General features: G+C 64.3%; 18 protein-coding genes, 1 tRNA gene and 1 pseudogene. 14 read left to right on the forward strand and 6 right to left on the reverse strand.

Features of this window, described 5'->3' with window-relative positions; genetic code table 11:
• The first annotated feature begins 2 nt into the window (after window positions 1-2).
• The 10 genes from IAE40_RS22770 (at window position 3) to IAE40_RS22815 (ending at window position 15690) form a co-directional block, all read left to right on the forward strand.
• Window positions 3-1397 carry an MFS transporter gene (locus IAE40_RS22770; protein ID WP_063542485.1) on the forward strand — a complete coding sequence of 465 codons (1395 nt, stop codon included), beginning with the start codon at window positions 3-5 and terminating at the stop codon, window positions 1395-1397.
• Window positions 1398-1406: 9 nt separating this feature from the next.
• Window positions 1407-1949 carry a single-stranded DNA-binding protein gene (locus IAE40_RS22775; RefSeq protein WP_054893569.1) on the forward strand — a complete coding sequence of 181 codons (543 nt, stop codon included), beginning with the start codon at window positions 1407-1409 and terminating at the stop codon, window positions 1947-1949.
• A 280-nt stretch (window positions 1950-2229) separates the two neighbouring features.
• Window positions 2230-6195: a hypothetical protein gene (locus IAE40_RS22780; RefSeq protein WP_200603907.1), complete on the forward strand. Its 3966-nt coding sequence runs from the start codon at window positions 2230-2232 to the stop codon at window positions 6193-6195.
• Window positions 6196-6471: 276 nt separating this feature from the next.
• Window positions 6472-9540 (forward strand): formate dehydrogenase-N subunit alpha, encoded by a 3069-nt coding sequence (gene fdnG, locus IAE40_RS22785; RefSeq protein ID WP_200603908.1) that lies wholly within the window; start codon window positions 6472-6474, stop codon window positions 9538-9540.
• Window positions 9540-10490: a formate dehydrogenase subunit beta gene (fdxH, locus tag IAE40_RS22790; RefSeq protein WP_054893573.1), complete on the forward strand. Its 951-nt coding sequence runs from the start codon at window positions 9540-9542 to the stop codon at window positions 10488-10490. The genes fdnG and fdxH overlap by 1 nt, the downstream gene beginning before the upstream one ends.
• Window positions 10487-11143: a formate dehydrogenase subunit gamma gene (locus tag IAE40_RS22795; protein ID WP_054893574.1), complete on the forward strand. Its 657-nt coding sequence runs from the start codon at window positions 10487-10489 to the stop codon at window positions 11141-11143. Before fdxH ends, IAE40_RS22795 begins: the two co-directional genes overlap by 4 nt.
• 4 nt (window positions 11144-11147) lie before the next feature.
• Window positions 11148-12074, forward strand: coding sequence for a formate dehydrogenase accessory protein FdhE (gene fdhE / locus IAE40_RS22800; protein WP_200603909.1), 927 nt, complete (start codon window positions 11148-11150; stop codon window positions 12072-12074).
• A gap of 167 nt (window positions 12075-12241) precedes the next feature.
• Window positions 12242-13669, forward strand: coding sequence for an L-seryl-tRNA(Sec) selenium transferase (gene selA / locus IAE40_RS22805; protein ID WP_200603910.1), 1428 nt, complete (start codon window positions 12242-12244; stop codon window positions 13667-13669).
• Window positions 13666-15588 carry a selenocysteine-specific translation elongation factor gene (selB, locus tag IAE40_RS22810; protein ID WP_200603918.1) on the forward strand — a complete coding sequence of 641 codons (1923 nt, stop codon included), beginning with the start codon at window positions 13666-13668 and terminating at the stop codon, window positions 15586-15588. Before selA ends, selB begins: the two co-directional genes overlap by 4 nt.
• A 6-nt stretch (window positions 15589-15594) precedes the next feature.
• Window positions 15595-15690 (forward strand) — tRNA-Sec (locus IAE40_RS22815).
• Window positions 15691-15809: 119 nt separating this feature from the next.
• Here IAE40_RS22815 and IAE40_RS22820 read toward each other — a convergent pair.
• The gene (locus IAE40_RS22820) at window positions 15810-16799 is read right to left on the reverse strand and encodes an asparaginase (RefSeq protein WP_200603911.1); all 990 of its coding nucleotides are present in this window, start codon (window positions 16797-16799) and stop codon (window positions 15810-15812) included.
• Between the two features lie 72 nt (window positions 16800-16871).
• Window positions 16872-18314 (reverse strand): alanine/glycine:cation symporter family protein, encoded by a 1443-nt coding sequence (locus tag IAE40_RS22825; RefSeq protein ID WP_054893578.1) that lies wholly within the window; start codon window positions 18312-18314, stop codon window positions 16872-16874.
• Between the two features lie 178 nt (window positions 18315-18492).
• Between IAE40_RS22825 and IAE40_RS22830 the strand changes: the two genes are divergently transcribed.
• Window positions 18493-19305 (forward strand): helix-turn-helix domain-containing protein, encoded by an 813-nt coding sequence (locus IAE40_RS22830; RefSeq protein WP_054893579.1) that lies wholly within the window; start codon window positions 18493-18495, stop codon window positions 19303-19305.
• A 192-nt stretch (window positions 19306-19497) separates the two neighbouring features.
• Here IAE40_RS22830 and IAE40_RS22835 read toward each other — a convergent pair whose 3' ends face one another.
• Genes IAE40_RS22835 through IAE40_RS22845 form a run of 3 tightly spaced genes read right to left on the reverse strand, consistent with a single transcriptional unit; the run spans window position 19498 to window position 22209 of the window.
• Window positions 19498-20343 (reverse strand): alpha/beta hydrolase, encoded by an 846-nt coding sequence (locus IAE40_RS22835; protein ID WP_200603912.1) that lies wholly within the window; start codon window positions 20341-20343, stop codon window positions 19498-19500.
• A gap of 8 nt (window positions 20344-20351) precedes the next feature.
• Entirely contained in the window at window positions 20352-21146 is a 795-nt protein-coding gene (locus IAE40_RS22840) for a TSUP family transporter (protein WP_200603913.1), read from the reverse strand.
• 19 nt (window positions 21147-21165) lie between these two features.
• Entirely contained in the window at window positions 21166-22209 is a 1044-nt protein-coding gene (locus IAE40_RS22845) for a hypothetical protein (protein ID WP_200603914.1), read from the reverse strand.
• Between the two features lie 435 nt (window positions 22210-22644).
• Here IAE40_RS22845 and IAE40_RS22850 point away from each other — a divergent pair, with 435 nt between their 5' ends.
• Together IAE40_RS22850 and IAE40_RS22855 are read left to right on the forward strand one after the other, a co-directional pair.
• A complete protein-coding gene (locus IAE40_RS22850; protein ID WP_063542503.1) occupies window positions 22645-23529 on the forward strand; it encodes a sugar nucleotide-binding protein in 885 nt (294 codons plus the stop codon).
• Complete coding sequence (locus IAE40_RS22855) at window positions 23522-24454, forward strand: NAD-dependent epimerase/dehydratase family protein (RefSeq protein WP_200603915.1); 933 nt, start codon at window positions 23522-23524, stop codon at window positions 24452-24454. Before IAE40_RS22850 ends, IAE40_RS22855 begins: the two co-directional genes overlap by 8 nt.
• An 83-nt stretch (window positions 24455-24537) precedes the next feature.
• Here IAE40_RS22855 and IAE40_RS22860 read toward each other — a convergent pair whose 3' ends face one another.
• Complete coding sequence (locus IAE40_RS22860; protein WP_200603916.1) at window positions 24538-24966, reverse strand: winged helix-turn-helix transcriptional regulator; 429 nt, start codon at window positions 24964-24966, stop codon at window positions 24538-24540.
• 100 nt (window positions 24967-25066) lie between these two features.
• On the opposite strand from IAE40_RS22860, the pseudogene IAE40_RS22865 reads away from it, so the two are divergent.
• Window positions 25067-26158: pseudogene (locus IAE40_RS22865) on the forward strand (MFS transporter); the annotation flags it as partial.

The following is a 26158-nucleotide window of genomic DNA, read 5'->3' on the forward strand; positions in this document are numbered from 1 at the left end:
CCATGCACGACACCCACAACGAGCGCATGAGTGGCAGCGAAACCCGCGCCGCAGGCGGCCTTGCCTTGGTCTTTGCCTTTCGTATGCTGGGCATGTTCATGGTCCTGCCCGTGCTGGCCACCTATGGCATGGACCTCGCCGGTGCCACGCCCGCGCTGATCGGCCTGGCCATTGGCGCCTACGGCCTGACGCAAGCCGTGCTACAGATCCCGTTCGGGGTGATTTCCGACCGCATCGGGCGCCGTCCGGTAATCTACCTGGGCCTGGTGATCTTCGCCCTTGGCAGCTTACTGGCGGCCCAAGCCGATTCGATCTGGGGCGTGATCGCCGGACGCATCCTGCAGGGCGCGGGGGCGATTTCCGCAGCGGTCATGGCCTTGCTCTCCGACCTCACCCGCGAACAGCATCGCACCAAGGCCATGGCCATGATCGGCATGAGCATCGGCCTGTCGTTCGCAGTGGCGATGGTGATAGGGCCGCTGCTGACAAGTGCCTTTGGCTTGTCGGGATTGTTCCTCGCTACCGCAGGACTTGCCGTCGTCGGTATCGCCCTGATCGCCTTCGTCGTGCCCAGCGCGCATAGCGCACTGCAACACCGCGAATCGGGTGTCGCACGCCAGGCGCTCGGCCCGACCCTGCGTAATCCGGACCTTCTGCGCCTGGACCTGAGCATTTTCATCCTCCATGCGATCCTCATGGCCAGCTTCGTGGCCCTGCCGCTGGCCTTCGTCGAGCGTGGCGGCCTGCCCAAGGAAGAGCACTGGTGGGTATACCTGACCGCCTTGCTCGTCTCATTTTTTGCAATGGTGCCGTTCATCATCTACGGCGAAAAGAAGCGCAAGATGAAACGCGTGTTGGTTGGTGCGGTCACTGTGCTGCTGCTGATCGAGGTGTTCTTCTGGCGCTGGGCTGACGACTTGCGAGGACTGGTGACCGGCACCGTGATATTCTTTACCGCCTTCAACCTGCTGGAGGCATCCTTGCCTTCGCTGGTCAGCAAGGTGTCGCCCGCCGGCGGCAAGGGAACGGCCATGGGGGTCTACTCCACGAGCCAGTTCCTGGGTGCCGCGCTGGGAGGAATCATCGGTGGCTGGTTGTACCAGCACGGTGGCCTGGGCATGGTGTTCCTGGGATGTGCTGTACTGTGTGGTATCTGGCTGGTATCTGCCCTGGGCATGAATGAACCGCCGTACGTCACCAGCCTGCGCATGCCGCTGACACCGGAGGCGGTTCGCGAAGCTGGATTGACCGAGCGCCTGATGGCTGTGCCGGGTGTAACCGACGCCGTGGTGGTGGCAGAAGAAGCCGCCATCTATATCAAACTGGATACGAAAATTTTGGACCGTGCGACCCTCGAGCGTCTGGTGAACCCAGCCTCGGCGGCGTGCGAAGCCTAGGAGAACGTTATGGCCCGTGGGGTTAACAAAGTCATTCTGGTTGGTACTTGCGGCCAGGATCCCGAAGTCCGCTACCTGCCCAACGGTAACGCCGTGACCAACCTGAGCCTGGCCACCAGCGAGCAGTGGACCGACAAGCAGTCGGGGCAGAAGGTCGAGCGCACCGAATGGCACCGTGTCTCGCTGTTCGGCAAGGTTGCCGAGATCGCCGGCGAGTACCTGCGCAAGGGTTCGCAGTGCTACATCGAGGGCAAGCTGCAGACCCGCGAGTGGGAAAAGGACGGCATCAAGCGCTACACCACCGAGATCATCGTCGACATGCAGGGCACCATGCAGCTGCTCGGCGGCCGTCCGCAGGGCCAGGGCGGCGATCAGTACAACCAGGGCGGCGGCAACTACAACCAGGGCGGTGGCCAGCAGCAACAGTACAACCAGGCGCCACGCCAGCAGGCGCCGCGTCCGCAGCAGGCGCAACAGCGCCCAGCGCCGCAACAGCAGGCTCCGCAGCCTGCCGCTGACTTCGACAGCTTCGATGACGATATTCCGTTCTGATACGTCTGTTGCATCGGCTAGCCCGGTAATAAAAAACCCGATGAGTCTTTGATTCATCGGGTTTTTTATTACCTCTTCACAGGACAGGCGAGAGCCAGGACGCGTCATCGCCAAAACGACAAATGTTTCAATTTCCCCATCGTTCACATCGATTCTCAGCGTTTCACAGCAATTCACGCCACATGGGCTAACGATGGACAGCTCCCGATCACGGATGCACAACGTGAAAGCATCTGCGAAAGGGCTTGGCCAAACGCTACCGCCACGCGAGGACCGCACCGTGAACGTGAAACCACTGAACCCGAGCTCCAGCGAAAGATCCGAAACCGACGGCAAGCGATTCGATGGGGTCGTGCTCAACGCCAAGGTGAATGCAAAAGCGAACGACGACCGTACCGCCACCGACAACGAGAAGTGGCCGCCGGTGGACAAGACCGAGGTCGAGCCGGCACTGGATGGCAAGATTCGCTACGAGCTGGATGGCAAGGGTGTGGTGGTCGAGCGCTCGGTAAACCCCGAGCTCTACAAGTTCCTGGCCAATCTCTTCGAGCTGAACAAATCGCCTGGGCAAAAGGCCCAGGTGGTCGCTGCGATGAAGGACGATCATGCCATCGCCGACCGCAATACCGAATTGAAGAAGTGGGGCGACTACGATCAGTTCGAGTGGAAGGGCGATCTGGAAAAAGCCGAGGTCATCACCTACACCACCAAGGACGGCGAAACCGTGACGGTGTCGAAAGCCCTGACACCCGAGCTCTTCGCTTCGTTGCAACCCATGGCCCTGTCGCGCTACACCCTGGAAAAGCGCGCCGACGATGGCCGCGAAGTCGCTGGCGCCGATACCTACGTCGCCGACCACGATATTTCCACCTTCGGCTGGCCGGACGAGTTCGGCAATGGCGTGATCCAGTTCGAGACCAAGGACGGCAAGAAATACGTCGTCTCCGAGTTCGAGAACAAGGAAATGTACGATCGCGTGGCCTCCAAGCGCAGCGACTACAACAAGAGCGAGGGCTCGATCCAGGATCTGCGCGACAAATACGACCTGCCCGACCTCGACAGTCTGGACCTGCTCAACAAGAAGACCGGTGAAAAGGCCGACAAGGACGACAAGGAGTCGATGTCGGTGGTCGAGCTGGCCACCAAGAACCTGCTCGACAAGTACAAGAAGCTGGTCGACGACGGCAAGGTGGACAAGGACAGCGACGTCTACAAACTGGTCAAGGCCATCGAGGCCAAGGCGACCATGGAGGGCGGGCACAGCATCACGCCTTACATCGAGGATCCGCGCGGCGGCGAAACCTGGCGGCAGTTCGGTGACGGGGAAACCCTGAGCAAGGAGGACATGCAGGACATCCTCGATGGCAATTCCGTGGACAAGTTGCTCAATGAGCTGTTCACCAACGGCAACGGCGAAAAGGACAAGATCGGCAAGGAGTACCAGGCCGAACTCGATGAAGCGATCAAGAAGGTCAGTGGCGAAGACAAGGACAAGCTGGCCGACCAGCTCTACGACACCCTGACCAGCCCCGACTACGTCAAATACCTGGCCGATCTGAAGAAGAACGGCATGGAGTCCGAGGCCAAGGCCGAAGTCGCCGGCCTCACCTCAAGCCTCGAGATGCTCGACCCTGAGCGCGCGCGCAAGGCCGAGGCCCAGCTGCAGCAAAACAGCATCGTCGCCGAGATCGACACCCTGCTCGGTGATCCGGGAGCGATTCCCGATGAATACAAGGAGTTGGCCTACAAAGACTTCGGCGCGCTGGTCAAGACGATCCTCAAGTCGGCCGACATTCCACGTCGGGTCGCAGACAGCATCGAGAAGTTCTACAACGAGCTGCTCAACGACAAGACCAAGCTCGACGACTTCAACAAGCTCACCGAGCGCCTGAACAGTGGTGAGATCACCCAGGACAAGTTCAACGAAGAGCTCACTGGCAAGTACAAGCCGCTGGATGTCAGCAGCAACGACTTCACCAAGGCGATAGGGACGCTCAACAAGTACGGCGTACTGGGCAGCGTTTCGGCGTTCGGCTCGTTGGGCGGTGCTATCTATGCGCTGTCGGCGAAGAACGGCCAGTTGGCAGACGAGCCGCTGGAGCGTCTGGCCATCGCCCGCGACTTCATCGGCTTCCTCGGGGCTGGCGCGCAGTTCGAAAAGACCAAGGTCTTCGACCTGTTGACCGGTACCGACACCGCCAAGTTGCTGGGGCTGAGCAAGACCCTGCCGGAAATCTGGGGCAAAGAAAGCTCGCTCGGCAAGAAAATCGAGAAATCCCTGCACGACAAAGGTATTTCCGGAGTGCCGGATCCTGCGGCGGATCGGGTCGGCAGCCTTATCGAGCTGGGCTCGCTGCACAACAGCGGCGGCGGTGACGTGCTGGATGAGGTCAGGCTGTCCGGGGAAGCTTCGGGGCTCGGCTCGCTGGAGGACAACGGCAGCCGCGAATTGCTCGATGACATCGTCACCCGCGCAGGCGGAACGCCGCCTACGGATTACTCGCGCTACCAGACCCTGTCGCAGCTGGCGCAGGACCAGGGGTTGGAACTGACCGACGAGATCATCAGAGACAGCATCAGCGAGCGCCGTGCGGCCAATGGCTTGGGCGATCTGCCGGATGACGATTCGGTGTTCGAGTTCACCGAGCGCGTCCAGGACTCGGCTCATCGCACACCCTCGATCAGCTCCTCCGACACCGTCACCTCGATCTACGAAGGGGTCGTGGAGTATTTCGAGTCGCGCAATCTTACGCCGCCGAGCCGCCGGTCCTTCGACCAGATCTGGAATGATCCCGAGAACTACCGAGGCAGTGGTGCCTCGGTGGGTAGCGGGGAGCTCCCGCACCCGGACACTTTCGAGCTGGATCGCGAATCCATCAACGAGATGTACGAGTTGGATAACCGCACCCCGCCACCGGCCGATGTCATCGATGACGCGCTCGAGCCGATCAACGAGTCCATCCGCAACACCCCGTCGACCCCGAGCGTGATCGATACCCGCACCGTCCAGGACGCACTCACGACCACCGACAAGCCACCCGTCAAGCCGGGCGTTGCGGCGAAGATCGGTGGCTCGCTGACCAAGGTGCTCGGCGTGGCTCCGGACCTGCTGAGCATTGCCGACATCGTTGTCGGCGGCCTGGCGATCAAGGACGCCATCAAGAGCGGCAGCGCCCTGGGCAAGGCCAACGGTGCGCTGCAGGTGGTCAGTGGGGCGGCAGGTTTCGGTGCCGGGGTGATCGGCACGGTTGGTCTGGTCGCCAACATCGGCGCCCTGGCGGGTGTGACCGGACCGCTGTTCCTGGTGACTGCCGGGCTTGGGCTGATCACCGGTATCATCGGTATCTTCGTCGACCACGAGAAGCGCCAGAAGGCCACGGACAAGGAAGGTCAGTGGTTCAAGGACCTCGCCGATATCGGCCTGACCCAGGATGACTGGGGCGACAAGCTCGAATATGCCCGCTACAGCTTCTACGAATACGACGGTCGCGATGCGCCGGACGGGCAGAGCATCTTCGATTATCAGAAGGACGAGTGGGATCACTTCAGGGAGACGCCGCAGGAGGGCGGCTCGTCGGTCAACCGCCTGGACGACGACAAGCACCTGAACACCTACGACAAGGCGTTCTACCAGGACAACCGTGAAGTGATCCACGACATCCGCGAATATTGGGATGCCTGGAACGGCAAGGACGACATCGTCAGCCGGAAGGATCTGAACAAGATCGCCGAGGGCGGCGGCAGCGAGCAGGAAAAAGCGGCGGCGCGATTCCTGCTCGAGCACGAGGGCTTCTTCGATCAGCTCGATACCCAGTGGGGCAAGGGTGGCCAGGATGGCAAGGTGAGCACCGACGATCTCAACACCTGGCTCAAGATCGTCGGTGCCCACGAGGATGGCTACGGCCGCGGTTTCTTCGAAGAGCACAAGGACATCATCGATACCATCCGCGACCGTTGGGACGACTGGAACGGCAAGGATGACATCGTCAGCAGAAAGGATCTGGAAAAGATCGCCGATGGCGACGGCAGCGACGCCGAGAAGAAGGCCGCGCGCTTCCTGCTCGACAACCAGGGCTTCTTCGATCAGCTCGACAACCTGGCCAAGAACGATCGTCGTGACGGCAAGATCAGCACGGGTGACCTGGACACCTGGCTCAAGGCGATCGGGGTGGAGAAGACCGACAAGAGCGATCTGACCTACAAGCCCAACGATGATGTGCCGGCCTGGCGCGTCATGCGCGGGTGAGGTCAGGCGGATGAACTGAAAAAGCCCCGGACCGTCCGGGGCTTTTTCGTAGAGCGGGCTTGCCCCGCGATGCGATGTTGGCCACACCGCCGCCATCGCGGGACGAGCCCGCTTCTACAGGAAGCCGAGGTGCCTTGGCGGCATCCATTGACCTTTGTCATAGCACTTCTCGGAATCTTGTCTAGGCTTAACGCTGGCGGTATCTGTCTACCGCCACCGTGAAGTCCAGAGGCGCCGGCAATGTCCCGTGCGTCCAAACCTGATCAGGAGTGCACGATGGACCTGAACCGTCGGCAATTCTTCAAGGTCGCCGCCGTCGGCCTTGGAGGCTCGAGCCTCGCGGCGTTGGGCATGGCCCCGACAGCCGCGTTCGCCGAGCAGGTGCGCCACTTCAAGCTGGCGCACACCAAAGAAACCCGCAACACCTGCCCCTACTGCTCGGTCGGCTGCGGCCTGATCCTGTACAGCCAGGGCGATGCGGGCAAGAACGTCAAACAGAACATCATCCACATCGAAGGCGACGCCGATCATCCGGTCAACCGCGGCACCCTGTGCCCGAAAGGTGCCGGGCTGCTCGACTTCATCCACAGCCCCAGCCGCCTGCAATACCCCGAGATGCGCAAGCCGGGCAGCCAGGAATGGGTGCGGGTCAGCTGGGACGAGGCGCTCGACCGCGTCGCCACGCTGATGAAGCAGGACCGCGATGCCAACTTCATCGAGAAGAACGCCCAGGGCCAGACGGTCAACCGCTGGCTGAGCACGGGCTTCCTCGCGGCGTCGGCAGCGTCCAGCGAAGCAGGCTACCTGACTCATAAAGTCATCCGTTCACTCGGCATGCTGGGGTTCGACAACCAGGCGCGTGTCTGACACGGCCCGACGGTGGCAAGTCTTGCCCCGACGTACGGCCGTGGCGCGATGACCAATCACTGGTCTGACATCGCCAACGCAAACCTGGTGCTGGTCATGGGCGGCAACGCAGCCGAGGCCCACCCCTGCGGGTTCAAATGGGTGACCGAGGCCAAGGCGCACAACAAGGCGCGCCTGATCGTGGTCGATCCGCGTTTCACCCGGACCGCTTCGGTGGCCGACTACTACGCGCCGATTCGCACCGGCAGCGACATCGCCTTCATGGGCGGGCTTATCAACTATCTGTTGACGACCGACCAGATCCAGCACGAATACGTGCGCAACTACACCGACGTGTCGTTCATCGTCAAAGAGAACTATGGCTTCGAAGACGGCCTGTTCAGTGGCTATGACGCGGCCAAGCGGATCTATGCCGACAAGTCCGGCTGGGGCTACGAGCTGGGCGAGGACGGCTTCGCCAAGGTCGACCCGACGCTGCAGCACCCGCGCTGCGTGTTCCAGTTGATGAAGCAGCACTACAGCCGCTACACGCCGGAAATCGCCAGCATGACCTGCGGCATGCCGCAGGACCAGATGATGAAGGTCTGGAAAGAGATCGCCACCTGCGCCGTGCCGGGCAAGACCATGACGATCCTCTACGCCTTGGGCTGGACCCAGCATTCGATCGGCGCGCAGATCATCCGCAGTGCGGCGATGGTCCAGCTGCTGCTGGGCAACGTCGGCATGCCCGGCGGTGGGGTCAACGCCCTGCGCGGGCATTCCAACATCCAGGGCCTGACCGACCTGGGGCTGCTGTCGAACTCGCTGCCGGGGTACCTGACGCTGGCCGGCGATGCCGAGCAGGACTACGCCGCGTTCATCGACAAGCGCGCCTCCAAGCCGTTGCGTCCGGGCCAGCTCTCGTATTGGCAGAACTATGGCAAGTTCCATGTCAGCCTGATGAAGGCCTGGTATGGCGCCAACGCCACCGCCGAGAACAACTGGGGCTACGACTGGCTGCCCAAGCTCGACGTGGCGGCCTACGACGTGCTGCGCATGTTCGAGATGATGAGCCAGGGCAAGGTCAACGGCTACATGTGCCAGGGTTTCAACCCGATCGCCGCGCTGCCGGACAAGAACCGCGTCACCGCGGCGTTGGGCAAGCTCAAGTGGCTGGTGGTCATGGACCCGCTGGCCACCGAGACATCCGAGTTCTGGCGCAACGCCGGGCCGTACAACGATGTCGATACGGCCAATATCCAGACCGAGGTGATTCGCCTGCCCACCACCTGCTTTGCCGAGGAGGACGGCTCGCTGGTCAACAGCAGCCGCTGGCTGCAGTGGCACTGGAAGGGCGCGGACGGCCCCGGCGAGACGCGCACCGACGTGCAGATCATGAGCGAGCTGTTCCTGCGTCTGCGTGAGCGCTACAAGTCCGAAGGCGGCGCTTACCCCGACCCGATGCTCAACATCAGCTGGCCGTACAAGATCCCCGAGGAGCCTTCCCCCGAAGAGCTCGCCAAGGAGATGAACGGCTGGGCGGTGAGCGACATGACCGACGCCAGTGGTCTGGCCATCAAGGGCGGTCAGCAGTTGTCGGGCTTCGGTCAGTTGAAAGATGACGGCAGCACAGCATCCGGCTGCTGGATCTTCGCCGGCTGCTGGACCGAGCAAGGCAACCAGATGGCCCGGCGCGACAACAGCGACCCTTACGGCATGCACCAGGTACAGAACTGGGCCTGGGCCTGGCCGGCCAACCGCCGCATCCTCTACAACCGCGCCTCCAGCGACCCGCAGGGCAACCCGTGGGACCCGCACAAGAAACGCCTGGTGTGGTGGAACGGCAAGGCCTGGGGCGGCACTGACGTGCCCGACTTCAAGGTCGACTCGCCGCCTGAAGCGGGGATGAATCCGTTCATCATGAACCCCGAAGGTGTGGCGCGCTTCTTCGCCATCGACAAGATGGCCGAGGGGCCGTTCCCCGAGCACTACGAGCCGTTCGAGACGCCGATCGGGATCAACCCGCTGCACCCGAACAACAAGAAGGCCACCAGTAACCCGGCAGGTCGGATCTTCGATTCGGTGTGGGACACCCTCGGCAAGCACGAGGAGTTCCCCTACGCAGCGACCACCTACCGGCTGACCGAGCACTTCCACTTCTGGAGCAAGCACTGCCGCCTGAACGCGATCATCCAGCCCGAGCAGTTCGTCGAGATCGGTGAAGTGCTGGCCGGCGAGAAGGGCATCAAGGCGGGAGATCGGGTGCGGGTGTCGAGCAAGCGCGGGCACATCGAGGCGGTAGCGGTGGTGACCAAGCGGATCCGTCCGCTGCAGGTCAATAACCAGACCGTGCACCAGATCGGCATCCCGCTGCACTGGGGCTTCACCGGTTCGACCCGGCATGGCTACCTGACCAACACGCTGGTGCCGTTCCTCGGTGATGGCAATACCCAGACGCCGGAGTCCAAGTCGTTCCTCGTCAACGTGGAGAAAATCTGATGGCCCAGCAAGATATCATCGCCCGCTCGGCCACCACGACCGTACCGCCTTCGGTACGCCAGCAGGAGCAGGTCGCCAAGCTGATCGACACCACCAAGTGCATCGGCTGCAAGGCCTGCCAGGTGGCGTGCTCGGAGTGGAACGAGCTGCGCGACGAGGTCGGCCACAACCACGGCACCTACGACAACCCGCAGGACCTCACCGCCGACACCTGGACCCTGATGCGCTTTACCGAGCACGAGCGCGACGACGGGAACCTGGAGTGGCTGATCCGCAAGGACGGCTGCATGCACTGTGCCGACCCTGGCTGCCTCAAGGCCTGCCCGAGCCCCGGCGCGATCATCAAGCACGCCAACGGCATCGTCGACTTCAACCAGGACCACTGCATCGGTTGCGGTTATTGCATCACCGGCTGCCCGTTCAACATCCCGCGAATCTCGCAGAAAGACCACAAGGCCTACAAGTGCAGCCTGTGTTCCGACCGCGTGGCCGTGGGCCTGGAGCCGGCCTGCGTGAAGACCTGCCCGACCGGGGCGATCGTCTTCGGCAGCAAGGACGAGATGAAGGTGCATGCCGACGAGCGCATCGTCGACCTCAAGTCGCGCGGCTACGAGAACGCCGGCCTGTACGACCCGGACGGTGTCGGTGGCACCCACGTGATGTACGTGCTGCACCACGCCGATACACCCAGGCTGTATGCAGGCCTGCCGGACCAACCGGTGATCAGCCCGCTGGTAGGGTTGTGGAAAGGCATCAGCAAACCGCTGGCGCTGCTGGCCATGGGCGCGGCGGTCCTGGCCGGGTTCTTCCACTATGTGCGGGTCGGGCCGCAGCGGGTCGAGGAGGACGAGCATCCCGCTCCGACCGATACCAGCGTGCACCAGGTGGATCCGGCAGTGCACGTCTATGACCCGGGCAAGCCCGGCGGGCAAGGGGAGCAGCGGCCATGAACGACAACAAGCCTATCCTGCGCTACAACGCCAACGAGCGGACCAACCACTGGATCGTCGCGATCCTGTTCTTCATGGCCGGGCTGTCGGGGCTGGCGCTGTTCCATCCGGCGCTGTTCTGGCTCAGCAACCTGTTCGGTGGCGGCCCCTGGACACGCATCCTGCATCCCTTCCTCGGGGTGGCGATGTTCGTGTTCTTCCTGGGGCTGGTGATCCGCTTCTGGCGGGCCAACTTCATCACCGCCAACGACCGCCTGTGGCTGCGCCGTGTGGATCGGGTGATGCGCAACGAGGAAGAAGGCGTGCCGCCGATCGGCAAGTACAACGCCGGGCAGAAGCTGCTGTTCTGGACCTTGCTCGTGTGCATGCTGATCCTGCTGGTCAGTGGTGTGGTGATCTGGCGCGCCTGGTTCAGCCAGTACTTCGACATCGGCGCGATTCGCCTGGCCACCTTGCTGCACGCCCTGGCGGCGTTCGTGCTGGTGCTGAGCATCATCGTGCACATCTATGCCGGGATCTGGATCAAGGGCTCGGTCGGCGCCATGCTGCACGGCTGGGTCAGCCGTGCCTGGGCACGCAAACATCATGAGCTGTGGTACCGGGACGTGACCGGCGACAAGACGCCACACAACCCCGGACGGAAAGAAGGATGAGCGCTTGAGCACGATTCTCGAACCCGGGCAGATCGAAGCGTCGGCGGTAATGCCGCCGTTTCTCCACCAGCCCGCCGACAACCTGTTCGAACTGCGCGCGGCGCGACTGGAGCAGCTTGCCGAGGGCCATGCCCTTGGCGACTACCTGAGGCTGGTTGCGCGCCTGTGCCGGGTGCAGCAGCAGTTGCTCGACAATCCACCCTCCGGCGTGCCGGTCGCCGAGCAGCGTCAGCGCCTGTGCATCAGCCACGGCCTGCCGCCGCTGGCGGCCGACAGCCTGGTGCGCGAAGGGCCGTGGTTGATCTGGCTGCAGGCGCTGCTGGATCGCTTCGAGGTACCGGAGCAGGGTGCCCTGGCGGATGCCCTGAAGGTTCTGCGCAGCAGCGAAGAGAGCCAGCGCAAAGGTTGGGGTATCGCTTTGCTGAGCGGTCAGTACGATGCCGTGCCCGCGGCGCTGGTGCCTTTCATCGGCGCTGCGTTGCAGGCGGCCTGGGCCAGTTGGCGGCGGGCCTTGCCCAGCGATGAGCTCAAGCCCGGCAGCAACCTCGCGCAGTGTCCGTGCTGCGGCTCGCCAGCGATGACGGGCCTGGTGCGCAACCGCGGCAAGCACAACGGGCTGCGGTATCTGGCCTGTTCGCTGTGCGCCTGTGAGTGGCATGTGGTGCGGGTCAAGTGTGTGTACTGCGAGTCGAGCAAGGATTTGCGCTACTCCAGCCTGGAGGATGATCGTCACGCCCCAGGCAAGGCGCCGCTGCGGGCGGAGTGCTGCCCTGGTTGCAACACCTACCTCAAGCACTGCTACCTGGAAAATGACGCGATGGGCGAGGCGTTGGCCGATGACCTGGCCAGCCTGGCGCTGGATATCCGGTTGGACGAGGAGGGCTTTCATCGGCTGGCGCCGAACCTGATGTTGGCGCCTGGAGGAGGGTGAGGGTCTACACTGCACACCGAGCCGCCCCTATCGCGGGGCAAGTCGCAGCGGCGAACCGCCGCTCCTGCAATGACCCCGCCACCTTTGCGGACGACGGGTAACCTGTAGGAGCGGGCTTGCCCGCGAAAGGGCCATTACAGACACCGGATCAACCAAGGTAGTACCGCATGTCGTCAAGCCTCGCCAATCAAGCGCCACGCCTGCCCTCCATCGACACCCTGCTACGCCACCCCGCCTGCCAGCCCTTGCTCGATCGCCATGGCCGCGACGCCACCCTGGCCAGCCTGCGTCAACTGCTCGACGACCTGCGCGAGCCCGCTCGCCTTGGCCAGTTGAGCGCCGTCGAACTGGCTGCTGAAATCCTGCTTGGCCGCGCCGGCGAGCGCCTGGCGATCCAGCAGCGCAGCCAGGTGCGAAGGGTCTTCAACCTCACCGGCACGGTGCTGCACACCAACCTCGGTCGTGCCCTGTTGCCGGAAGAGGCCGTACAGGCGATGCAGACCGCCGCTCGTTATCCGCTCAACCTCGAGTTCGACCTGGCCACCGGCAAGCGCGGTGACCGCGATGACCTGATCGAGGGACTGATCCGCGAGCTGACCGGCGCCGAGGCAGTCACCGTGGTCAACAACAACGCCGCTGCCGTGCTGCTGGCGCTCAACAGCCTGGGTGCGCGCAAGGAAGGGATCATCTCCCGTGGCGAGCTGATCGAGATCGGCGGCGCCTTCCGCATCCCCGACATCATGGCCCGTGCCGGTGTGCGCCTGCACGAGATCGGCACCACCAACCGCACCCATGCCCGCGACTACGAGGCGGCGATCAATCCGCGCACCGGCCTGCTCATGCGCGTGCATTGCAGCAACTACAGCATCCAGGGCTTTACCACCCAGGTGCCGACCGCCGAGCTTGCGCGCATCGCCCATCAACATGATCTGCCGCTGCTCGAAGACCTGGGCAGCGGCAGCCTGCTCGACCTCACCCGTTGGGGCCTGCCCGCCGAGCCGACGGTGCGTCAGGCGTTGGCGGACGGCGCCGATATCGTCACCTTCAGCGGCGACAAACTGCTGGGTGGTCCGCAGGCGGGCATCATCGTCGGGCGCAAGGAGCTGATCGCCAGGATCAAGAAGAACCCGCTCAAGCGCGCGCTGCGTGTGGACAAGATCACCCTGGCGGCGCTCGAGGCGGTGCTGGCGCTGTACCGTGACCCCGACCGCCTGGCCGAACGCTTGCCCAGCCTGCGCCTGCTGACCCGGCCCCAGGACGAGATCGCAACCCAGGCGCAGCGCTTGGCGCCGGAACTGGCCGAGCGACTGGGCGAGCAGTGGACGGTCACGGTCGAGCCCGCATTGGGCATGATCGGCAGCGGCAGCCAGCCGGTGGCGCGGCTGCCCAGCGCAGCGTTGTGCCTGCGCCCACAGGTCTCGAAGAAGCTGCGTGGTCGCAGCCTGAGGGTGCTGGAGCGCGCACTGCGCGAGTTGCCGGTGCCGGTGCTCGGCCGCATCGATGACGATGCCCTGTGGCTCGACCTGCGTCAGCTGGATGACGAAATCCAGTGGCTGGCCCAGTTGCCGGCATTACAGCTGGGGCCGGTGCAGTGATCGTCGGCACCGCCGGGCATATCGATCACGGCAAGACTGCGCTGCTCCAGGCCCTGACCGGCCAGGCCGGCGACCAGCGCCAGGAAGAACGCGCCCGGGGCATGACCATCGACCTCGGCTATCGCTATGCGGCGCTGGCCGAAGGCGAGCCGTTGACCGGTTTCATCGACGTCCCCGGTCACGAGCGTTTTATCCACAACATGCTCGCCGGCGCCCATGGTATCGACCTGGTGTTGCTGGTAGTGGCCGCTGATGACGGCGTTATGCCGCAGACCCGTGAACACCTGGCGATCATCGAGCTGCTGGGCATTCCCCAGGCGCTGGTGGCGATCAGCAAGTGCGACCGGGTCGAGGCATCGCGACTGCTGGAAGTCCAGCACGAAGTCGAAGCGCTGCTGGCCCCCGGGCCTTATGCCGGGGCTCGGCAGTTCGTCTTGTCCAGCGTGACCGGTGAAGGCGTCGAAGTGCTGCGCCAGGCGTTGGTCGAGGCGCGCACGCAGGTGCTGCGGCGCGGGAGCCAAGGAGGCTTTCGGCTGGCAATTGACCGTGCTTTCGCCGTTTCCGGTGCCGGTGTGGTGGTGACTGGCACCGCGCTGGCCGGGCAGGTGAGCGCGGGCGACACCCTGTTGCTGGGCAAGGCTGGCAAAGCTGTGCGGGTGCGTGGCCTGCATGCGCAGAACCAGGCCGCGCTGGTGGCCGAGGCCGGACAGCGCGTGGCGCTGAACATCAGTGCCGAGCGCCTGGCCGTGGAGCACGTGCACCGTGGCGATTGGCTGGTGCCCGAGTGGCTGCATGCGCCCAGTTCGCGTATCGATATCGAGTTGTCATTGTTGCCGGGCGAAACGCGCACCTTCGAGCATTTCAGCGCGGTGCATGTGCACCTCGGTACCCAGGACGTGACCGCGCGGGTGGCGCTGCTGGAGGGCGAGGCTCTGACGGCAGGCCAACGCATGTTCGCCCAGTTACTGCTCAACGCGCCGCTGCAGGCGGTGCATGGCGACCGCCTGGTGCTGCGCGACCAGCGTGCCCAGCGCACCCTCGGCGGTGGTCGGGTGCTTGATCCTTTCGCCCCCAGCAGGCAGCGCCGCAGCGAGTCGCGCTTGCGCCAACTGCAGGTGCTGCGCGATGCCTGCGATCTGGAGCAGGCGCTGCCGGCCCTGCTGGCGGCGGCTCCCGCCGGGCTCGACCCGCAGCGTCTGGAGCGACAGTTCAACCGTCTGCGTGACAGTTGGCGGTTGCCCGATGACGTCCAGGTCATTGCCACCCGCCAGGGGCCGTTGCTGTTCGATCGTCAGCAATGGCAGGCGCTCAGGCGTGAAGTGCTCGAGCAACTGGCGCGGTTCCACGAGCAGGAGCCCGACCAGCTTGGCCCCGACCGCGACCGCCTGCGCCGCTTCTGCGCCTTGCCGCTGGAGCGTGCCGCCTTTGTCAGCCTGCTGGACGAGTTGCTCGGTGAGGGCGCAGTCGCCAGCAGCGGCCCGTGGTTGCACCTGCCGGATCACAAGGTGCAGTTGAGTGACGCCGATACTGCGCTCTGGGAGCGTCTGCAACCGCGTTTGCTGGACGGCGCGTTCGATCCGCCCTGGGTCAGGACCTTGGCTGCAGCCGAGCAGGTGGAGGAAACCCACGTGCGCCTGCTGATGCGCAAGCTGGCGCGGCTGGGAGTGCTGCACCAGGTGGTGCGCGACCTGTTCTACCCGCAGGAGACGATCCAGCGCATGGCCGAGATGTTGTTGCGGCAGGCACAGGACACGCCGGTAGTGCAGGTGGCGGCGTTTCGCGATATGTTGGGCATCGGTCGCAAGCGCAGCGTGCAGATTCTCGAGTACTTCGACCGGCTCGGCCTGACCCGCAGGGTTGCCGAGCAACGTCACATCCGCGCCGATAGCGCGCTGGCCCGGCAGCAGGCCAGGCCCTGAGTTCAAGGAAGGCAATCGCGCCCGGTGGCGCGGCCGGGCTTCAAACCCGGTTGGGGACGGCAGCCGTTCCCGGGCAGGTTCGACTCCCGCTGCCTTCCGCCATTTTCGCCAGGCCCATTCGCGGGCAAGCCCGCTCCCACAGGTACAGCACAATTCTCAAGAACTGTGGAAATCCCTGTGGGAGCGGGCTTGCCCGCGAAGAGGCCATGACAGGCTGAAACCTAAGCCCGCTCCCCACACAGGTCCAATGCAAACCACCGCTCTGCGGCCTCCACATCCAACCCAGCCCCCAGCAGCGCGAACATCTTGCCCAGCGCCGCTTCGCGAGTCATCCCGCCGCCACTGACCAGCCCGGTATCACGCAGCTTGCTGCCGGCGGCATAGGTGTCGAACACCACCGCGCCTTCGGGGCACTGGCTGATCGCGACGATCATCACCCCGCGTTGACGCGCATCGTGCAGCGCGTCGAGCAGTGCCTGGTCATCGGACGGGCCGGTACCGCTGCCATAGCACTCCAACAGCAAGCCCTGGACCCCAGCGTCGAACAGCCCGCGCAGGTAATCTGCACGCAGCCCCGGGAACACCGGCAGCACCGCCAGCTTCACCGCTTGGCGCACCTGGCGGTAATCCAGGCTGGCAGGGATCTGCTCAGCGCGCTCGCCTTCGCGGTGGCGTTCCATCACGGTGAACGCATCGAAGGCTTCGCTGCGCAGTTTCGAGGCGCGGCAGCCGTGCAGCAACCGGCCGTGGAAGTAAAACTGCACGCCGTTGCCCAGGCCCTGCTCGAACTGACGCAACGCGCCGACCAGGTTGTCCCAGGCGTCGCTGTCTGGCGCACCGGCCGGCAGCATGGAGCCGGTAAGCAGGACCGGCACCTGCAGGCCGAGCAGCAGGAACGACAACGTTGCCGCGCTGTAGGCCAGCGTGTCTGTGCCATGCAGTACCAGCACGCCGTCATGGCCGTCATGCTCGACCGCCTCGACGATGGCATCACGCATCGCCAGCCAATTGGCCTGCTGCATGTTGGCGCTGTCGATCAGCGGGTTGAGCTCGCGCAAGGTCCATTGCAGTGTCGGCGCGTCATTGCGCTGTGCCAGGTGGTCACGCATACGTGCATCGAAGCCACCCGCCGGCGCCAGGCCCGCGGGGGTCTGCAGCATGCCGATGGTGCCACCTGTGTAGAGAACGAGGAGATTCTTGACTGCACCCATGGAAGGATTCCGAAGCGAGGAGCGAAGGAAAGCCGGCCGCCCACGAGCGGGGCGGCCGGGCAGGGCAGGGTATCAGCGCTGGTGCTGAAGTTCGCCAGCAGCTTTGTCAGTGGCTGTTTCAGCCTGAGGATTGGCTGGCCAGGCGGCACGGTCCAGGTCCAGGTCGGCAAATTTGCTGGAGTCGAACACCGGCTGCTTGATGCCGGCCTTGCGCTGTGCGTCGTAGTCGCGCATCACGCGCAGGCCGACCTTGAACAGCAGGGCCAGGGCGACCAGGTTGACGAAGGCCAGGCAGGTCATGGTGATGTCGGCGAAGGCGAACACGGTCGACAGGTCTTGCATCGAACCCCACACCACCAGCGCCAGCACCAGGCCGCGGAAGGCCATCAGCACGACACGGTTGCGGCTCAGGAACTGCAAGCTGTTCTCGCCCAGGTAGTAGTTGTAGAGGATGCAGGTGAAGACGAACAGCGACAGCGCGACGCTGACGAAGATGCGGCCCCAGTCACCGACCACGGCGGCCAGCGAGTTCTGGGTCAGGACGATACCGTCGCCTTCGAAGCCTGGGGTGTAGAAGCCCGACAGCAGGATCAGCAGCGCGGTGCAGGTGCAGATCACGAAGGTGTCGAGGAACACGCTGAAGGCCTGCACCACGCCCTGGGCGCCCGGGTGCTTCACCGCCGCCACGGCCGCGACGTTCGGGGCACTGCCCAGGCCCGCTTCGTTGGCGAACACGCCGCGTTTCACGCCCATGACGATGGCGCTGCCCAGCAGGCCGGCAAAGGCCGGGTCGAGGCCGAAGGCGCTCTTGAAGATGGTTTCCAGCATGGCAGGCACGTGTTCGATCTGGGTGCCGATCACGTACAGGGTCACCCCGATGTAGGCCAGGGTCTTGATCGGCACCAGGAGGTCCGACACCGCGGCGATGCGCTTGATGCCGCCGATGAAGGTGATGGCCAGCAGCACTGCCAGGACGATACCGGTGTGGCGTGGGTCGAAGGCAAAGGCGTTCTGCAGCGAATGGGTCACGGTGTACGACTGCAGGCCGATGAAGGCGAAGCCGTAGGTGACCAGCAGCAGGATCGAGAACACGATCGCCATGCTCTTGAGCTTCAGGCCGTGCTGAATGTAATAGGCCGGGCCGCCGCGGTACAGGCCGTCGCCGTCGGCGCGCTTGTAGACCTGGGCCAGGGTACATTCGAAGAAGCTGCTGGACATGCCCACCAGTGCGGTGACCCACATCCAGAACACTGCGCCTGGGCCGCCCAGGGTCACGGCGATGCCGACACCGGCAATGTTACCTGCACCGACGCGGCCGGCGAGGCTCAGCATCAGGGCCTGGAACGAGCTCAGTTGGCCAGCCTGGCCGCGCAGGGACTCCTTGAACACGCCGAACATGTGGCCGAAGTGGCGGAACTGGACGAACCGTGAACGAATGGTGAAGTAGCTACCGAGCCCGACGATCAGGACGATGAGCAGTTTTCCTGAAAGGAAATCGTTAAGTGCTTCGAGCATTGGAAAATGACCTCGATTCTTATTCTTCGTGTGGAGTGACCAGCGGCGACAGAGACGCGCGCTATCGTTGGCGCGCATGGTTGGTCATGACACCTGTGGTTACAATTTCGCGGGTTGCTCTGTTTTGGTGCGACTTGATGCTAGACTTGCACCACTCGCATCACCTGGAACGCCGTTCATGGCCGATTTTCTAGCCGCCAATCTCAAACTCGCCTGCAGTCACTACCGCTCTATTTCAGAGGTTTGCCGACAGCTGTCGATAAATCGCGCGCAATTCAACAAGTACCTGAGCGGGCAGAGCCAGCCGACGACCTACAACCTCAAGCGCATCGGCGATTTCTTCGGGGTCGAGGATTACGAGCTGAACCTGCCGCCGGAACAGTTCGCCCGGCTGATCGGTGCGCGCAACCCTTCGGTGTCGTCAGGCCCGCAGGACGACCCGATCAGCGAGCTGTTCAAGCCCTTGCATGCCCAGGCCGGCAACCTGTCGCGCTATTGCGGCTACTACTTCGAATATTCCAACTGCATGTCGGTACCAGGCTCGATCCTGGTGTCGCTGGTGCACCTGTGGGAGGAGCGCGGCAGCTTCCTGTTCGAGCGCCAGGAACGCCAGGAGCGCAGCAGTGCCGGCAGCCAGCATGCGGAGGTGCGTTGCCGCTACCTGGGCGCAGCGTTCCAGTTGCAGGATCGGGTGTTCCTGATCGACTACGAGTCGCTGACCCTCAACGAGATGAGCCAGACCGTGCTCATTCCCAGCTTCAAGAGCCGTATCACCCGCCTCAACGGGCTCAAGACCGGGGTCTCCAGCGGCGACCGGCGCAACCCTGCCTGCACCCGCGTGGTGTGGGAGTTTCTTGGTGAAGAGATCAACCGTATCAATGCCTATCGCCAGGTGAAGCTCTATCGCCCGGACGACCCGCGTATCGACGATGATATTCGCGACCGGCTCGGCGCCGGCGCGATCAGCAACGGGTTGTTCGAGATCGAATAGGGGTTTCGGCTCTACCAGCGCGGCGTCTTTTTCGCGGGCAAGTCGCAGCGGCGAACCGCCGCTCCCACAGGTAACACCAGCGTATTCAGACGCTATGGGGGCTGTGGGAGCGGGCTTGCCCGCGAAAAAGACACCACGCTCCCTGGCACGCGCTACGCCCGTGTTCGCGGGACAAGTGGGGTGCCGAACCAGTCACTCTCGTTCGAGAATGAACGCCGCCACCGCATCCGCTACCTGATCGGCAATCTCCGGTGCATCGCGCAGGTGTGCGGCGATGCCGTGGTCGCAGTCGGTCAGCAACAGGCATTCCACATGGGGCGCCGGCACCGAGCGCAGCAGCGCATGGGTGACTTCCTCCGGTATCGGGCTGTAGCGCTGCACACCGCGCAGCATTCGGGTACCGGCGCTGGTGCCGGGGCCTTGGCCGTGGGTCTGGGAGTTGAGGCCGTCGTACTCGCCGATCACCAGCAGTACCCGCCCCTGGAACTGGCGCAGGAAGGCGTAGCTGTCGCAGTCGAGAAAGGCGTAGGGCTTGCGGATCGCCGCGCTGAAGGCCGGCCCGAATGGCGCGTCGTGGGCGTCATCGGGGTAGACCGCCGGGCAGATCAGCACCAGCTTGTCGATGTCTGGCAGTTGCGCCGCAAGCTTGAGGGCAATGGCGCCACCCAGGCTGTGGCCGACCAGGGTACGGCAGCGTTCGGCGATATGCCGGTGGAAGCGCCGGGCCTCCTGCAGGTTGATCGCCAGGGTCGGTGCGCTGGCGCCGGGTTCGCTCGCCTGGCTGTGGCCGGACAGGTTGCCGGTCAGCGAGCCGATGCCCTGGCGTTGCAGGCGATAGAGCAGCGGATTGAGGCGGGTGAAGTCGGAGCGTGCGCCGCCGACCACGAACAGTGGCGGAGCGCGCTCGCTGTCGGGCAAAAGCAGGCGTGCCTGCTGTTGATAACCGTCGAATGCTTCGTCGATGAAGCATTCGGTGCCCGGCGCAGGTTCGTCGTATTGCCAGCTGCCGCGTTGCTCGGAGGTGTTCGCGAAGTCCATGGCGCTCCCTAGAGGAACTGGTGTTGCAGCCATTCACCGAGCGGGTTGCCTGCGCCAAGCAGCAGCTTGAGGGCCATGATGCAGCACACGCAGACCAGCAACGGCTTGATCAGCCTGGGTCCGAAATGCACCGCGCAGCGTGCGCCCAGTTGCGCACCGATGAACGCGGCACAGGCCATCGCCAGGGCCAGGGGCCAGATGATTGCCCCGCTCAGCGAGAATACCGAGAGGGCGCCCAGGTTGCACGCGGCGTTGAGCAGCTTGCTGTTGCACACGGCGCGCAGCAGGTGCTGACCCAGCAGGATTACGCAGGCGAGCATGAAGAACGAACCCACCCCAGGGCCGAACACGCCGTCATAGAAGCCGATCAGCGGGGCGGCGGTCAGGCAGAACACGGCGTTGGAGATCTTCGCCTTGCGCTCGTGCTCGTCGGGCTTGGGGCTGAAAGAGAAGTAGGCCGCAACCAGGATCAGCAGCACCGGCACGCAGGCTTGCAGGAACGTCTTGGGCACCAGGCTCACCGACAGCGCGCCGAGGGCGCCGCCGGCGAAGGCCATGGCGGCCATGGGCAGGCCGCGTTGCCAGTCGATCATGCCCTTGCGGGCGAAGGCGACGGTGGCCGACACCGTCGCCGACGCCGCCTGGAATTTGTTGGTGGCGATGGCCGCCAACGGGTCGATGCCGGCGACGAACAGTACCGGCAGGGTGATCAGCCCGCCGCCACCCGCGATGGCGTCGAAGAAGCCGGCCATCAGCGCCACCGACGCGAGGGTCAGCAGCAGGGAGACATCGATTTCCATCATTACCGCACGTTCCTTTTATTCAGCCGCGCACCAGCAGCGGATCCGGAGTGATCACCCGAGGTTGGGCGAAGGGGGAGTAGCCGAACAGCCGCACCAGCAGGCGACGGTTGTCCTGGACGATGTCGCGACCATGCAGGGCGCGGTTGTTGTTGATCACCAGGGCGGTGTCCGGTTGCAGCACGAAGGGCCGTGGCCGCGTTTCGGCGACCCGCTGCTGGAAGGCGTCGAAGGCCTGGGCGGCGAGGTCGCTGGCCTGGTCGTTGAGCGAGAACCGATACGAGTTGTAACGCAGGGCAAAGCCGCCGTTGGCGTCGAACTGCAGCATCGCGGTGGCCTGCTCCGGTTCACCGCTGCCCGCGACGAAGCAGTCGCTGCGGGTGAAGTCGAACGACGCTGAGGTCAGCGCCAGCGCGTGCAGGCTGCCCAAGCCTTCTATGACCTCGCGCATGGGAATGACGTGGGTCGGCTCGTTCGCCGGGTTCCAGCGCGCGGTGAGGATCAGCGCAGAGGGTGCCGGCGAATGGTCATCGCGAGCGATCACCGAGCAGTTGTACGGAGCTTCGGTGTGTGGGCCCAGGCGCAGGCCGGCGTGGGAACTGAGTTCCACGCGGGTGTCGCGGGTTTCCTGCGGACGCGGCTGGCTGCCGCCACCCTTGAAGTTGCCGACCAGACGCACCTGCTTGCCTTCGTTGTCGATATCGAAGGCGAACGCCCGGTAGCGCACCAGCTCCAGCAGGATCTGGTTGCGTGAGGCCAGGTAGATGCAGCGGGGATCGTGCTCCAGGCCCTGCAGCTCAGGCAGGTCTTCGGGGATGGGATCGTGCTCCGGGCAGCTCATGCCGCGGTACATCAGTGCAGACAGCGTGCCGTCGGCGAAGCGCCGCAGTGTCGCTTGTTGCTGGGCATCGAGCGATCTTGTCAGCGCTTCGGCGCATTGCCGTGCCTTGCCGGCTGCCCCGAAGACTTCCGGGCCGCCGAGTCGGGCGAGGGATTGGCTGGCGACGAACAGCGCATCGGCTTGATCCTGGGTAAATTCCAGGTACGCGACTTCGGAATCCTGCATGGGAAACCTTCCTTGTTATTGTTGTGTTGGCGTTCCGTGCCGGCCGACAGCTGGAGTGAGTTGACCTGACTGGGGAGACTCCAGACGGTAGTGGCCAACTGCCGCGCAGTATCGGGTAGTTTCCGAAGGTGCAAAAGAGGGGTTGGAAAATTTCACGGCCGTGAAACGATGTGAAGATCGAAGCCGGCGCGTCATGGTGGTGCTCCTGGTTATCGGGTGCGCATACGGGGCTGCCATGCCTGGTCTCTGCTATTAGTTCAAGGTTTTCGTCCGGCGTGGTGCAAGACCGGTTTTATGTGAGCGACAGAGAAAGCTTCGATGCCTGTTGGAAACTTCCTACGTGCAGACGAGGAAGCCCCTAGGGTTGGACTTCCCCTGGCGGAAACCGCAAAATGACCCCTTTCCCTAATCGATCTGAGCGGACCTGCTGACTCTATGCGTATGCGCCTGATGCTGTTGGGTGGTGGCAATGCCCTCGGGCAAGCGCTGATTCGTCTCGGGGCCGAGGAAGACATCGCGTTTCTGGCACCGCGCCCGCCGGACGAGGGCTGGGATCCGGCCAGCCTCACCCAGTTGCTCGACGATCACCGCCCCGATGCCCTGGTCAACCTGGCCTATTACTTCGACTGGTTCCAGGCCGAGTCGGTCAGCGAACAGCGCCTGGCCCTTCAGGAGCGTGCCGTGGAGCGTCTGGCCGAATTGTGCCAGCACCACGAGATCACGCTGGTCCAGCCTTCCAGCTATCGCGTGTTCGACGGCTCGCGCGCCACCTCCTACAGCGAGAAGGACGAGCCGGTGCCGCTGGGCCTGCGTGGCCAGGCGCTGTGGCGCATCGAGCAGAGCGTGCGTGCGGCCTGCCCGCAGCATGTGCTGCTGCGTTTCGGTTGGGTGCTGGACGAAAGCCTCGACGGCGCACTCGGGCGCTTCCTGACGCGCGCCGAGCAACCGCAGGAGCTGCTGCTGGCCGATGACCGCCGCGGCAACCCGACGCCGGTCGACGATGCCGCCCGGGTGATCCTCTCGGTGATCAAGCAGCTGGACTGCGATGCGCCGCTGTGGGGCACCTACCATTACGCTGGCAACGAGGCGACCACACCGCTGGCGCTGGGACAAGCTATCCTTTCCGAGGCAGCGCAGTGGCACAAGCTGGCCGTGCAGGCCCCCACCGCACAGGCCCACGCCGCGCGCCCGGATGCCAGCGAGGAGCCGCAGCATGCGGTGCTGGCCTGCAAGAAGATCCTTCATACCTTCGGCATCAAGCCCCGCGCCTGGCGCGCCGGCTTGCCGCCCCTACTGGACCGTTTCTATCGTCATGGCTGATGCCCCCATCCTCATTACCGGCGGAGCTGGTTTCATCGGCTCCCACCTGTGCGATGCGCTGCTGGACAAAGGCTATGCGGTGCGCATTCTCGATGACCTGTCCACCGGCAAGCGCAGCAACCTGCAGATCGACCATCCGCGCCTGCAACTGATCGAAGGTGATGTTGCCGACACTGCACTGGTTACCCGTGCAGCCGCCGGTTGCGCGGCGGTGGTCCACCTCGCTGCAGTCGCGTCGGTGCAGGCGTCGGTGGACGACCCGGTCAAGACCCACCAGAGCAACTTCATCGGCACTCTCAATGTCTGCGAGGCGATGCGCATCAATGGTGTGCGCCGGGTGTTGTTCGCCTCGAGCGCGGCGGTCTACGGCAACAATGGCGAAGGCCAGTCGATCACCGAGGACACGCCCAAGGCGCCACTGACGCCTTACGCCGTGGACAAGCTGGCTGGCGAGCAGTACCTGGACTTCTACCGCCGCCAACATGGGCTGGAGCCTGTGGTGTTCCGCTTCTTCAATATCTTCGGGCCGCGCCAGGATCCCTCTTCGCCGTACTCGGGGGTGATCAGTATCTTCTGCGAGCGTGCGACCAAGGGCTTGCCGATCACTGTGTTCGGCGATGGCGAGCAGACCCGTGACTTCCTCTATGTCGGTGACCTGGTGCAGGTGATGGTGCAGGCGCTGGAGCAGTCGCAGGTGGAAGAGGGCGCTGTGAACATCGGCTTGAACCAGGCGACTTCGCTGAATCACTTGCTGGCGGCATTGCAGCAGGTGGTTGGCAGCTTGCCGACGATCAGCCATGGCCCGGCGCGCGCGGGAGATATCCGCCACTCGCGGGCGGACAACCACCGGCTGTTGGCGCGTTTTGATTTTCCCCAGGCGACGCCGATCGCCGAGGGGCTGGCGCGTTTGTTGGGCAAAGACTGACAAACACGCTGGCCTTCCAGGTACTCCACTGATCTCCAGGACAGTGGAGTACCGCGAACAAGCCCTGACAGGCCAGAACACCATCAAGCCCGCCGACAATCCTCCGGCCCAAGCACCCGCCCATCCCGCGCCCGTACTTCCAGCTTCGCCACAGGTTCGCCCTTGGCATTGTCCAGCAGCACCGAACGCGCCTCGCCCGCCTCGAACTGAAACCGCTCCCCCCACTGACGCAGGCCCACCACGATCGGAAACACCGAGCGGCCTTTTTCTGTCAGCACATATTCCTTGTACGCACTGCCATCCGAGGCCGGCTGCAGCTCCATGAGCCCTGTTTCCACCAGCAGCTTCAGGCGCGTGGCGAGGATGTTCTTCGCCAGCCCCAGGTTCTTCTGGAACTCGCTGAAACGGCGCAGCCCATCGAACGCGTCGCGCAGGATCATCAGTGCCCAGCGGTCGCCGAGCACTTCGAGTGCCCGGGCCACGGGGCATCGGCTGTTGTTTTCGTCGAGCATCGATCATTCCGGATGAGCCAGTTTGGTTGCATATTAAAACCAGGTTTGCTAGAAATCCAGCTTGTGGTTTTGTTTTGAGACCAGATTGCCAGGAGTCTGCATGTCATCCGCCCACGATGCATCTTCGTTTCAACTCACTCGCGGCCTGACCCTGTTGCTGGCCGCAGCCTGCGCACTGGCGGTGGCCACGGTGTACTGCGCCCAGCCCCTGCTGGAGTCCATGGCCCAGAGCCTGGGCGTGCCGAGTCGTCAGGTCGGCTGGGTTGTCGGCGCAACCCAGGCAGGCTATGCATTGGGATTGCTGCTGATCGTGCCGCTAGGGGACCTGCTCGACCGCAAGCGCTTGATCCTCGCGCAGTTGCTGCTGTCGGCACTGGCGCTGGTCGCGGTCGGCCTGGCCCAGCATTGGGCGGCGCTCTTGGCGGCCATGGGTATGGTCGGGCTGATGGCCGTGGTGACGCAGCTGATGGTCGCCCAGGCGGCCACTCTGGCGACACCGGCGCAGCAGGGGCAGGCGGTGGGGACGGTTACCAGCGGCATCGTGCTGGGGATTTTGCTGGCGCGGCTGTTGGCGGGAGTCGTGGCTGATCTGGCTGGCTGGCGAGGGGTTTATTTCGCTGCTGCCGGGTTGGGGCTGCTGATGGTCGTGCTGCTCGGCTGGCGTATGCCCGCTGCACGACCTGTGGGGCAGCGCCAACAGTACCGGGCGCTGTTGCGCTCCATGGCGGTGCTGCTGCGCGATGATCGCCTGCTGCGCCAGCGGGGTGTGTTCGCATTGCTGATCTTCGCCGCGTTCAGCGTGCTGTGGAGCAGCATGGTGCTGCCGTTGAGTGCGCTGCAGTTGACCCACACCCAGATCGGCCTGTTCGGCCTGGCCGGTGTCGCCGGAGCCCTTGCCGCATCGCGTGCCGGGCGCCTGGCCGATCGCGGCCTGGGGCAGCGCACCACAGGGCTGGCGCTGGGGCTGCTGACACTGTCATGGCTGCCGAGCCTGTTCGTCGGGCAGTCGCTGCTGGCGCTGGTAGCCGGTGTGGTGATGCTGGACCTCGCCGTGCAGGCAGTGCATGTGACCAACCAGAGCCTGCTGCTGGCCGGGCGTGCCGAGATGGCCAGTCGTCTGATTGGCGCGTACATGTGCTGCTATTCGGTGGGTAGTGGGGCGGGGCGGTGACGGCGAGCTGGGTCTACGGGG

This window comes from Pseudomonas sp. S44 (genome assembly GCF_016624805.1).
GTDB lineage: Bacteria > Pseudomonadota > Gammaproteobacteria > Pseudomonadales > Pseudomonadaceae > Aquipseudomonas > Aquipseudomonas machongensis.

Coding starts and splice junctions, on each gene's coding strand:
- IAE40_RS22770 (WP_063542485.1), top strand. CDS start 3: ATGCACGACACCCACAACGAGCGCATGAGTGGCAGCGAAACCCGCGCC.
- IAE40_RS22775 (WP_054893569.1), top strand. CDS start 1,407: ATGGCCCGTGGGGTTAACAAAGTCATTCTGGTTGGTACTTGCGGCCAG.
- fdxH (WP_054893573.1), top strand. CDS start 9,540: ATGGCCCAGCAAGATATCATCGCCCGCTCGGCCACCACGACCGTACCG.
- IAE40_RS22795 (WP_054893574.1), top strand. CDS start 10,487: ATGAACGACAACAAGCCTATCCTGCGCTACAACGCCAACGAGCGGACC.
- selA (WP_200603910.1), top strand. CDS start 12,242: ATGTCGTCAAGCCTCGCCAATCAAGCGCCACGCCTGCCCTCCATCGAC.
- IAE40_RS22820 (WP_200603911.1), bottom strand. CDS start 16,799: ATGGGTGCAGTCAAGAATCTCCTCGTTCTCTACACAGGTGGCACCATC.
- IAE40_RS22825 (WP_054893578.1), bottom strand. CDS start 18,314: ATGCTCGAAGCACTTAACGATTTCCTTTCAGGAAAACTGCTCATCGTC.
- IAE40_RS22830 (WP_054893579.1), top strand. CDS start 18,493: ATGGCCGATTTTCTAGCCGCCAATCTCAAACTCGCCTGCAGTCACTAC.
- IAE40_RS22835 (WP_200603912.1), bottom strand. CDS start 20,343: ATGGACTTCGCGAACACCTCCGAGCAACGCGGCAGCTGGCAATACGAC.
- IAE40_RS22840 (WP_200603913.1), bottom strand. CDS start 21,146: ATGATGGAAATCGATGTCTCCCTGCTGCTGACCCTCGCGTCGGTGGCG.
- IAE40_RS22845 (WP_200603914.1), bottom strand. CDS start 22,209: ATGCAGGATTCCGAAGTCGCGTACCTGGAATTTACCCAGGATCAAGCC.
- IAE40_RS22850 (WP_063542503.1), top strand. CDS start 22,645: ATGCGTATGCGCCTGATGCTGTTGGGTGGTGGCAATGCCCTCGGGCAA.
- IAE40_RS22855 (WP_200603915.1), top strand. CDS start 23,522: ATGGCTGATGCCCCCATCCTCATTACCGGCGGAGCTGGTTTCATCGGC.
- IAE40_RS22860 (WP_200603916.1), bottom strand. CDS start 24,966: ATGCTCGACGAAAACAACAGCCGATGCCCCGTGGCCCGGGCACTCGAA.